General features: G+C 56.8%; 8 protein-coding genes. All 8 read left to right on the top strand.

The annotated features are described in order from the left end of the window. Positions 1 to 40 precede the first annotated feature (40 nt). Complete coding sequence (locus QMM04_RS17775) at positions 41 to 1,000, top strand: hypothetical protein (protein WP_282996660.1); 960 nt, start codon at positions 41 to 43, stop codon at positions 998 to 1,000. 16 nt (positions 1,001 to 1,016) lie between these two features. After that, positions 1,017 to 1,844, top strand: coding sequence for a type VI secretion system accessory protein TagJ (locus tag QMM04_RS17770; RefSeq protein ID WP_282996659.1), 828 nt, complete (start codon positions 1,017 to 1,019; stop codon positions 1,842 to 1,844). After that, positions 1,834 to 2,409, top strand: a complete 576-nt coding sequence (locus QMM04_RS17765; protein WP_282996658.1) for a GPW/gp25 family protein — start codon at positions 1,834 to 1,836, stop codon at positions 2,407 to 2,409. Before QMM04_RS17770 ends, QMM04_RS17765 begins: the two co-directional genes overlap by 11 nt. A 2-nt stretch (positions 2,410 to 2,411) precedes the next feature. Continuing rightward, on the top strand, positions 2,412 to 4,286 hold the full coding sequence (tssF, locus tag QMM04_RS17760) for a type VI secretion system baseplate subunit TssF (protein WP_282996657.1): 1,875 nt from the start codon (positions 2,412 to 2,414) through the stop codon (positions 4,284 to 4,286). Then, positions 4,283 to 5,332 (top strand): type VI secretion system baseplate subunit TssG, encoded by a 1,050-nt coding sequence (gene tssG / locus QMM04_RS17755; RefSeq protein ID WP_282996656.1) that lies wholly within the window; start codon positions 4,283 to 4,285, stop codon positions 5,330 to 5,332. Before tssF ends, tssG begins: the two co-directional genes overlap by 4 nt. 51 nt (positions 5,333 to 5,383) lie before the next feature. Then, positions 5,384 to 7,990 (top strand): type VI secretion system ATPase TssH, encoded by a 2,607-nt coding sequence (tssH, locus tag QMM04_RS17750; RefSeq protein WP_282996655.1) that lies wholly within the window; start codon positions 5,384 to 5,386, stop codon positions 7,988 to 7,990. 29 nt (positions 7,991 to 8,019) lie between these two features. Next, positions 8,020 to 9,450 (top strand): serine/threonine-protein kinase, encoded by a 1,431-nt coding sequence (locus tag QMM04_RS17745; protein WP_282996654.1) that lies wholly within the window; start codon positions 8,020 to 8,022, stop codon positions 9,448 to 9,450. Between the two features lie 17 nt (positions 9,451 to 9,467). After that, the coding region (gene tssI, locus QMM04_RS17740; protein WP_282996652.1) for a type VI secretion system tip protein TssI/VgrG at positions 9,468 to 10,188 on the top strand (721 nt) is incomplete at its 3' end.

Raw genomic sequence — 10,188 nt, 5'->3', positions numbered from 1 at the left:
GCGGCGCAGTTTTTCCCTCTTCGAGATTGAGAACGCCAACATGAAATATGGATTATTGGGATTGGCTGCGCTGCTGCTCAGCTCACAGGCTGTTGCTGAGAACTATCGCATTGTGCAGTCTCCGGCACAGAAGCTGGATATCTGGATTGATGATGTAAAAGATAATCAGGTCGCGAGCTGGTGTCAGAGTAACGTGGATTTGCGTATCGTCACCAAAGGCGAAAAAAACGCATCAGTGCTTGATGACTTTTTACCTCGTGTTGCCGGGTTGATGGCCTCACAATGTAAATCCTTACAGCAGCTGCACTGGCAGTTAACCGATGACGAGGGTGCGAAGTTAGCGTCGGGTAGCGCAACCAAAGCACAGCAGTGGGCTTCTGTGGTCACGCCACCGCCCGCCGAACAGCCCGCAACCGTCAACACCCCAGTCTTAAACTCTCCCCCTGCTGATACGGCACCATGGCTGCAATTCAGCTTGTTGGATGGTTGTCATTTCCGCACCTGGTGGCAACACCCTGCGCAAACCAGCGCACTGTTTGTTCCGGCTAAACAGGGGTTAGTTTGTGGCAAAGAGGGCTGGTTAAGTGGCCATAGCAGCCTGACCCAAATGGGCCACGGCGCGGTGAAAACCGTAGCTGTCACCTTCTTGCAAGGCTTCCCGGTGGCGGGACTCAATACAAAATCCCCGAGCAGTGAACTGACTATCACCACCGTCAACAGTGAACGCATGGTGTTAAGTAATGAGAAATCCCCTGACAGCTGGCTGGTATTGCCTTTCAGCGCGCAATTCAACGGATGGCAGGCGGTAAACCAGGTTGTCGTTCAGATGCCAGCCAGCGAGGCCGCTGATGAGAGCGCACTCCATGCACGCCTGCAAGAAGTTCGCAAAGTCTGGTCACCGTGGATCGACAGCGATACCGCGCTCAAAGTGTTACTGGTCGATCAACTTCATCCGGAGTTAAAAGACCCGGCAGCAGCGGTCTACCGCACGCTTAACTAACGCAAAAGGAGATTGCATGGAGACGTTACAACAGCGCCTGGCGAACAGCCCATTAGCGGACAATCTGGCCGATATCACCCGTCAAATTCAGGCCAATCCGGCAGATGCCGATCTGCGTGCCGCCTTTGTGCAAATGTTGTGTCTGGCAGGCAACTGGTCACGTGCACAGACGCAATTGCAATCCTGGTTAGCGATGACGCCGCAGGCCCAGCCCACCGTCACCTTATTGCAGCAGGCGATTGCCGGTGAGCAGCTACGTGAAGCTGTGCTGAAAGGCGAAGCTGAACCACAATTACCAGGCAGCAGTTGGTCATGGTGTGAAACGTTGCTGGCGGCACTGCGTGCAGACCTTGCAGGCGAGCATGCTCAAGCCACTGGGATGCGCATGGAAGCGTTGAATCAGGCCGAAGCCAATCCCGGTTCGCTTCAACAGCAGGCGCACATGGCTGATTTCGCCTGGCTGATGGACGGCGACAGTCGCTTTGGCCCGGTATGCGAAGTTATCGCCAATGGCCGCTATTACTGGATTCCGTTTGCCGCCATCCGCGAAATGCAGTTCCAGCCACCCAGTGGCGTCACCGATCTGGTGTGGCGTCACACGCGGGTGCAGTTGGTCGATGGTAGTGAACAAGTGTGCCAAATTCCGGCGCGCTATCCGTTGCTGGCAGGTGCTGATGAGCGCTATCTGCGCGCCAGCGTGACGGAGTGGCAAGCATTGGATGAGGATAACAGCCAGTTTATCGGTCACGGCCAGAAAGTATGGTTGAGTGACAGTGCGGAACACCCGTTATTGACGTTGCAACATCTCACTTTCGATGACATCGAGCCAGCCGATGAGCAGTGATCAAAGCACGCAGAATGATGGTTACGCCCAATTACACGGCGGCTATCGTTCACGTAAAAATCGCGACGCCTTAACCGCACGCGACAAGCTGCAGTCATCGCTGCTGGATCGTTTGACTGACCACTCGCCAGACAAAACCCATGAACCCACCAACAGCATGTTAATCACCCATAACACGCTAGGGTGCTATGTTCTGCGTGATTTTGAGTGGCTGTTTAACACCTTCAACAATGAAGCTTATCAAGATATTAGTGCGTATGGCGATGTACAGCGGTCGGTGTGGAACTTTGGTGTGGCACCGCTGGCCGGGCAGAACATCTCGGATATTGAATGGCAGGATATGCAGCGCAAAATGACCGATGCCATTCTGCATTACGAGCCGCGCATTCTGCCGCAAGGCTTACAGGTGAGGTGCGTTAGCGACCTGAAATCACTCAGTTTGCACAACATGTTGTCGATTGAGATTAAAGGGCGGCTGTGGTGCGTGCCTTATCCGCTGGAGTTTCTCTTCCGTACGCAAGTTGACCTGGAAAGCGGTCATTTCGAACTATTGGATGCAGGCTAATCATGGACAGCAAACTGCTCGATTATTACAACCGCGAACTCGCTTATCTGCGTGAGATGGGCGCGGAGTTTGCTGCGCATTATCCCAAAGTGGCTGGGCGTTTGGGGATGCGCGGTATAGAGGTCGCTGACCCATACGTTGAGCGCATGATGGAGGGTTTTGCCTTTCTGACCTCGCGCGTGCAGCTGAAAATGGATGCCGAGTTCCCGCGTTTTTCACAGCGTATGCTGGAAATGATTGCGCCAGGCTACCTTTCGCCCACACCTTCGATGGCGATTGCACAACTGACCCCCGACACGCAAAAAGGGGATATCAGCAATGGCTTCATGGTACCGCGCGGCACCATGATGGAGAGCCAGCATCTGAAGAAAAGCGGCGTCACCTGCAGCTATACCACGGCGCACGATGTGATGCTGCAACCCCTGCACATCAGCGAGGTGTCGCTTGGCGGCGTCCCTGCGGATATTCCACTCAGCGAACTCAAACTCAGTGGCATTGGCGCAGCCAGTGCGCTGCGTATCCGCGTCGAGTGCGAAGGCATCTCCTCTCTGGACCAGCTGAAGCTGGATGATGTGATGTTCTACTTGAGCGGCCCGGATATTCAGGCGCTGAAGCTGCTGGAGCTGCTGATGCAGCATCGCGTGGGCATTTTGGTGCAGTCCGTGGAGAAAAAGCCGATTCGTCGCGTGTTGGGCGATGACGCCTTGCAGCAAGAAGGGTTTTCACCTGAGCAAGCGTTGCTGCCAGACGATTTACGTAACTTCGACGGCTATCGTTTGCTGCAAGAATACTTTGCTTTCCCGGCGCGTTTTCAATTCATCAGCTTACGTCAGCTATCGCCCTTTATTCGCCAATGCGACAATGCTCAGGCTTTTGAAATCATTGTGTTATTGGACGTGGCGGATAGCGCGCTGGAGAGCGTAGTGGATGCCAGCCATTTGGCACTGCATTGCACGCCGGTGATCAATTTGTTCCCGAAGACAGCGGAACGATTAAAAGTCAGCGACAGCCAGCATGAATATCATCTGGTGGTCGATAACATTCGCCCGCTGGATTATGAAGTCCACTCGGTCAAGCGTCTGTTTGCCACCGCTGAAGGCAAGCGAGAAGAGCAGGTCTTCCGTCCCTTCTGGAGCACCTTCAGCGGTGACGGCGGTGATTACGGAGCCTATTTCTCACTGCGCCGCGAACAACGTACGCTGTCCGAGCATGCGCAGCGCTACGGCACGCGTACCGGCTACATCGGTTCGGAAGTCTTTCTCTCGCTGGTGGATGAGCAGCACACGCCGTGGCGCGATGACCTGCGCTATCTCTCTGCCGATGTGATGTGTACCAGCCGTGATTTGCCGCTGATGTTGTTGCAGCAAGAGCAGGGCAATTTTGTCATGCCAGATTCCATCCCGGTTGGCCAGTTACGGCTGCGTAAGGGGCCGACGCCGCCGCGTCCAGCTCTGGCCGAAGGCCTCTCTTCGTGGCGCTTGATCAGCCATCTGCAAATGAACTACCTCAGCCTAATGGACAGTGACGAAGGTGAGGGCGCCGCCGCACTGCGCCAGCTTCTCAGCCTGTACGCCAATTTAGCGGATGCGCCCGTTTCGCGTCAGATTGAAGGCATTCGCCATTGCCAACTGAGTGCGGTGAATCGCCGCGTACCCGAACCGGGCCCGGTGGTGTTTGCGCGCGGTGTCAGTATCACGCTGGAGGTGGATGAGCAGGCCTTCTCAGGGGCCAGTCCCTGGTTACTGGGCAGTGTGCTAGAGCGCGTCTTCGCTCGGCTGGTGGCGTTGAACAGTTTCACAGAGTTCACCCTGAACAGCCAACAGCGTGGGGAAGTCGGTTACTGGCCGCCACGCATGGGCAAGAAGGCACTGATATGAGTGAACCTGCGCAAGTGATCCCATTGCAGCGTGCCACGCGCCTGCCAGATGATTTCTGGCAGGCCGTGATGGCCGCACCCTGGCGCTACGATCTCTTTCAGTTGCTGCGCAAAGTGGATGCGCAGAGTGGTCAGCGCTATGCGTTAGGTCGTGCGCCACTGCCAAAATTTGAAGCGGTGCGTATTGGGCAAACACCTTCGCTGGCTTTCGCACCCGCAGCGCTGGCAAAAGTCAGTCAGCGTGAACAGGACGGTCGTCATCAGGTATCCCTTTACAGCTTTGGCTTGTTTGGTCCCAACGGGCCGCTACCGACGCACCTGACCGAGTATGTGTACGAACGTATCGTGCACCATCAAGACCATAGCTTCGCGGCTTTTGCCGATCTGTTCCATCATCGTGCTGCCTTGTTGTTTTATCGTGCCTGGGCCGATGCTCAGCCGACGGCATCGCTGGATCGCCGTGATGACAGCCGCTTCCGTGACTACCTGGCATGTCTCTCTGGTCTTGGGTTGCCTGCGCAGCAGCAGGCCAGTTCACTCAGCTTGCATGCACGATTGATGTTGGTGGGCCACCTAAGCCGTCATGGTCACGATGCAGAGGGGTTAGTCCGCATTCTACGCCTCTATTTTGGCGTGCCGGTGGCGATTGAAGAGAATGTGCCGCAATGGCTCTCTCTGGATAAGCGCGATCAGGCGCGTTTAGGTGCGGGAAGACATATGCCGCGCTTAGGGCAATCCGGGTTTCTCGGCATTGCCGTGCGCGATGTTCAACATCGGTTTCGTTTGCGTATGGGGCCGCTCAGCGCGGAACAATATGCCCACTTCCTGCCAGACGAACCGGGCGCACGTGAAGTTCGTGACTGGGTTCGTCACTACCTTGGCATTGAGATGCAATGGGACCTCACGCTCATTTTGGCTGCGGATGCGGTACAGGGCGTGAAGCTGAGCGGCAACAGTCGACTCGGTTATACCAGTTGGCTGGGGCAACGCCACCAGCCGCAAGATCGCGACGATTTTGTTTTTGAGGTTGAGGCTACAGCACGTTAGCCACCCACTTTTCTGCTTTACCGCCTGCTTCTTACATCAAAGAGACTCACTATGTCTGAAATCAGCCGTGCCGTATTGTTCGGCAAATTGGATACGCTGTTATTTACCTCGCTGGAAAGCGCGACCGCTTTTTGTAAGTTGCGCGGCAACCCTTATGTTGAATTGGTGCATTGGTTACATCAGTTGATGCAGCAGCAAGAGGGCGACCTGCAGCGGGTAATCAGCCATTTTTCACTGGATGAAAACGCGCTGACGCGAGATGTCGTTGCCGCCCTTGACCGCCTGCCACGCGGTGCAAGTGCCGTTTCCGATCTCGCTGAACACATTGATAGTGCAGTGGAGCGAGCCTGGGTTTACGCCTCGCTCAAATACGGTGCCACGCGCATACGTGGCGGCCATCTGCTGATCGGTATGCTAAAAACCTTCAACCTCGCCAGTGTGTTAAAGGGCATCTCACCGCAATTCGCTCGCATCAATGCCGATGCGTTGTTGGAGCAGTTCGATCACGTGCTGGGCAGCAGCAAAGAAGCGCAGCAGACTGCGATACAGCCCAATGCTGAAAACGTCACCCCGCCTGCAGGTACAAATACCCTAGCGCAGTACGGCCAGGACCTCACCGCGCGTGCCCGTGAAGGCCGCATCGATCCTGTGACTGGACGCGACGAAGAGATCCGTCAGATGGTGGATATCTTGATGCGTCGCCGTCAAAACAACCCATTGCTGACGGGGGAAGCCGGGGTGGGTAAAACCGCGGTGGTAGAAGGTCTGGCCTTGCGTATTGCCGCAGGCGATGTCCCTGCATCACTGCGTGATGTGCAGTTGTGGCTGCTGGATATCGGCATGCTACAGGCGGGTGCCGGGATGAAAGGCGAGTTCGAGGCGCGTTTGCAGGCACTGATCAATGACGTGCAATCCAGCCCCACGCCGATTGTGCTGTTTGTGGATGAGATCCACACGCTGGTGGGGGCGGGCGGACAACAGGGTACGGGCGATGCCGCCAACCTGTTAAAACCGGCACTGGCGCGTGGGCAACTGCGCACCATCGGGGCCACCACTTGGGCTGAATATAAAAAATATATCGAGAAAGATCCGGCGCTGACGCGCCGATTCCAGACCGTACAGGTGCAGGAGCCGGGTGAAGCCAAAGCGATTCTGATGCTGCGCAGTACCGTAAGTGCTTTGGAAAAACATCATCAGGTATTACTGCTGGATGAAGCGGTCAGCGCCGCAGTCAAGCTATCGCATCGCTATATTCCCGCCCGCCAGTTACCGGATAAAGCGGTGGCATTGCTGGATACGGCCTGTGCGCGTGTGGCGGTAAGCCAAGGTGCTCAGCCTGCGGCACTGGAAGATTGTTTACATCGTCTGGCGGCGCTCGACATCGAAGCGGAAATCATTGCACGTGAAATCACTGTTGGTTTGGGCGATGTGGCGCGTCAGCAAGAGATGGCAGCACAGCGTGTTGCGCTGGAAGCTGAACGTGATGCACTTGAACAACGCTGGCAACAAGAGCGTGAGCTGGTAGAGCAACTGATAGCCCTACGCGCACGCTGTGTGGTGGAGGGCGAAGCGATGCTGCGTGAGGCGTTAGATAGCACCCAGCAGCAGTTGCGTGAAGTGCAGGGTGAAGCACCCCTGCTGTTTGCCGCCGTGGATGCCAGCGTGGTGGCTGCCGTGGTCTCAGACTGGACCGGGATCCCCCTGGGCCGCATGGTGAAAAATGAGATCGACGCGGTGTTGAACCTCGCTGACACCTTGAATCAGCGCGTCATAGGTCAGCGTCACGGTTTGGATTTGATCGCGAAACGTGTGCGTACCTCACGCGCGCGTCTCGACAATCCCAACAAGCCCGTTGGCGTGTTCATGCTGTGTGGTCCTTCGGGCGTGGGTAAAACTGAGACCGCGCTGGCCCTGGCCGAGTCTTTGTATGGCGGTGAGCAGAACATCATCACCATCAACATGAGTGAGTTCCAGGAAGCGCACACGGTTTCGACCTTAAAGGGAGCGCCTCCGGGCTACGTTGGCTACGGCGAGGGCGGTGTGCTGACCGAAGCCGTGCGCCGTCGGCCTTACAGCGTTGTCTTGCTGGATGAGATCGAGAAAGCCCATCCCGATGTGCATGAGCTGTTCTTCCAGGTATTTGATAAAGGCTGGATGGAGGATGGCGAAGGCCGCCATATCGACTTCCGCAACACCATCATCATTCTCACCTCTAACGTTGGAACACAGTTGATCAGTGCGCTTTGCGCCGATCCTGAGTTAATACCCGATCCTGAATCGCTCAGCACCGCCCTGCGAAAACCGCTGCTGGAGGTGTTCCCCCCTGCGCTGCTTGGCCGTTTGCTGGTAGTGCCGTATTACCCCCTGAGCGATGCCATGCTGGCTGAGATTGTGCAGTTGCAGTTGGCACGCATTGTTCGTCGTCTGGCAGACAACCACAGCATTGAGGCCGAGATTGATGCCTCTGTGGTGAGCCAGATCGTTCAACGTTGCACCGAGGTGGAATCAGGCGGCCGCATGGTCGATGCCATCCTCACGAATACCCTGTTGCCGCAGATGAGCCAGATGTTGCTCAGCGCCCATGCCCGCGATGAACGCTATCGTCGAGTGCAGGTGCGTTGTGAGCAAGGTGAGTTTGTTTGCCAGTTCGATGTTTAAAGCCGTTAGTTCTCAGAGAGTTTTCGAATATGTCGGAACACGATAATACCCTAAACGTACCCAATGCCTTGCCGCTGGGATACCGTTTCAATGAGTTTGAAATTAAAGAAGTTATCGGTGGTGGCGGCTTTGGCATTGTCTATCGAGCCTGGGACCATCAACTCGAACGCGATATCGCGATCAAAGAGTTTATGCCTGCCTCACTGGCGGTGCGCAGTGACGATCTCAACCTGGTGCTGCGCAGTGAGCGTCTCAGCAAAACCTTCCACGCCGGTTTGAACAGTTTTATTCAGGAAGCGCGTTTGCTGGCGCGGTTTAACCATCCCAACTTGCTCCATGTGCTGCGTTTCTGGGTACAGAACGATACCGCCTATATGGGCACGGTGTTTTACAGCGGCACCACACTGTCGAACTTTCGTGAGCGTAATCCGCGGTTGGTTGATGAAACCTGGATTCGCCGCTTACTGCCGCCATTATTGGGTGCCATTAAAACCATTCACGAAGCCGGTTATCTGCATCGTGACATCTCGTTAGATAACATTCAGATCCAGAGCAACGGCGAGCCCGTGCTGCTCGATTTTGGTTCCGCACGTAAAACTATCGGCAATCTGTCCGATGAGAGCGAAACCATGTTGCGGCCGGGTTATGCGCCGATCGAGCAGTACAGCGACAACGATGAAAGTGAGCAAGGTGCCTGGACGGATATCTACGCACTGGGTGCCGTTCTGCATACCTTGATTACTGGCGCACCGCCGCCAGTCAGTGTGGTGCGCAGCATTGAGGATAACTACCTGCCACTGGCGCCGCGCCGCCTACCCGGCTTCTCACCCGCGTTATTGAGTGCGGTCGACCATGCATTGGCGCTCAAGCCTGAAGATCGCCCGCAGAGTATTGATGCTTTTGCCGATCTGATGGCGCTGCCAGAACGCGAGTCCGAGCCTGTGCTGAGTGCCAAAATCAGCGGGCCGGGCACCATGCTGGTACCGATTGAGGAACCGGAAGAGGAGGTCGCCGCCTCGCCAATTAAAGCGTTACTGCGTCATCGATTTGCGCTGCCAGGCCTAGTGGCTGCCGGTGTGCTGGTGGGGCTTTGTGTGGGTCTGATGATGTCTGGTGGCAGTGAGGATGCTCCCGCCGTTGAAACGGCTCAGGTTAGCGCACCTTCCACGACGCCAGCACCCGTTGAATCCACCCCCGTTGCACCTGCCACGCCACCTAAGGCCGAACCTGCGCCTGTGCCAGCCGAACCGGTCGCGCAGGTATATATAAAGCTGCAGCAGGGCGAGCATGTGCAGGTGAATGGCAAATCTCAGGCACTGGTACCGGCGACCAATGGCTTTGCCTCGTTACAGTTGGCGCCCGGTTCTTACACCTTCGCCATCAGCGGCCAGGCTGGCACGCGTGAGCAAACCTTGCAGATTAGCCAGGAAGGCGTCTGGTTGCTCGATCCACAAAGTTAATTGTTAAGGACTTACTTATGTTCTCACGCATCACCGCACAGCTGCCGGTGGACGGTCTGCTGTTCCGGACACTGAAGGGCACCGAGGCGCTCTCCCACTCATTTACGCTGGAGGCCGAGCTGCTCTCCACCGATGCGCGCGTGGACCGCCACGCGCTGCTGGGGCAGCCGGTGACGTTCACGCTGCCGACGCAGAGCCTGCTGGCCCCGCGCTACCTGAACGGCAAAATTACCCGGGTGGCGGTGCGCAGCGAGGAGCTGAACGGCACGCGCTACGCGGTGTACGCGCTGACGGTGGAGCCGGACCTGTGGCCGATGAAGCGTGACCGCAACCTGCGCATCTTCCAGGGGCAGACGGTGCCGCAGATAGTGCAGACGCTGCTGAAGGAGTACGGGGTGAACGTGGAGTCGCGGCTGAGCGGCAGCTACCGGGTGTGGGAATACTGCGTGCAGTATCAGGAGAGCAGCTTTGACTTCATCAGCCGGCTGATGGAGCTGGAGGGGATTTACTACGGCTTCCGGCACGAGGCGGAGCGTCACGTGATGGTGCTGTGGGACGCGGCGGACCAGCACCAGGCGTTCCCGGGCTACGAGACGATTGCTTACCACGTGACGCCGTCGGGCGGGAGCGTGACGGAGGAGGGCATCAGCCAGTGGTCGCTGGCGGAGAGCGTGACGCCTGGAATGTACAGCACGGACGACTACGACTTCCGCAAGCCGAACGCGTGGATGCTGCAGG

Source organism: Pantoea sp. Pa-EAmG (assembly GCF_030024295.1).
In the GTDB taxonomy this organism is placed as follows: domain Bacteria; phylum Pseudomonadota; class Gammaproteobacteria; order Enterobacterales; family Enterobacteriaceae; genus Pantoea; species Pantoea dispersa.
The sequence above is the reverse complement of the archived record's forward strand: the minus strand, read 5'-3'. Positions and strand labels throughout refer to the sequence as shown.

What these genes read in the sequence shown, in the direction of transcription:
- QMM04_RS17745 (WP_282996654.1), top strand. Translation starts at nt 8,020, where the DNA reads ATGTCGGAACACGATAATACCCTAAACGTACCCAATGCCTTGCCGCTG.
- QMM04_RS17765 (WP_282996658.1), top strand. Translation starts at nt 1,834, where the DNA reads ATGAGCAGTGATCAAAGCACGCAGAATGATGGTTACGCCCAATTACAC.
- QMM04_RS17770 (WP_282996659.1), top strand. Translation starts at nt 1,017, where the DNA reads ATGGAGACGTTACAACAGCGCCTGGCGAACAGCCCATTAGCGGACAAT.
- tssF (WP_282996657.1), top strand. Translation starts at nt 2,412, where the DNA reads ATGGACAGCAAACTGCTCGATTATTACAACCGCGAACTCGCTTATCTG.
- tssG (WP_282996656.1), top strand. Translation starts at nt 4,283, where the DNA reads ATGAGTGAACCTGCGCAAGTGATCCCATTGCAGCGTGCCACGCGCCTG.
- tssH (WP_282996655.1), top strand. Translation starts at nt 5,384, where the DNA reads ATGTCTGAAATCAGCCGTGCCGTATTGTTCGGCAAATTGGATACGCTG.
- QMM04_RS17775 (WP_282996660.1), top strand. Translation starts at nt 41, where the DNA reads ATGAAATATGGATTATTGGGATTGGCTGCGCTGCTGCTCAGCTCACAG.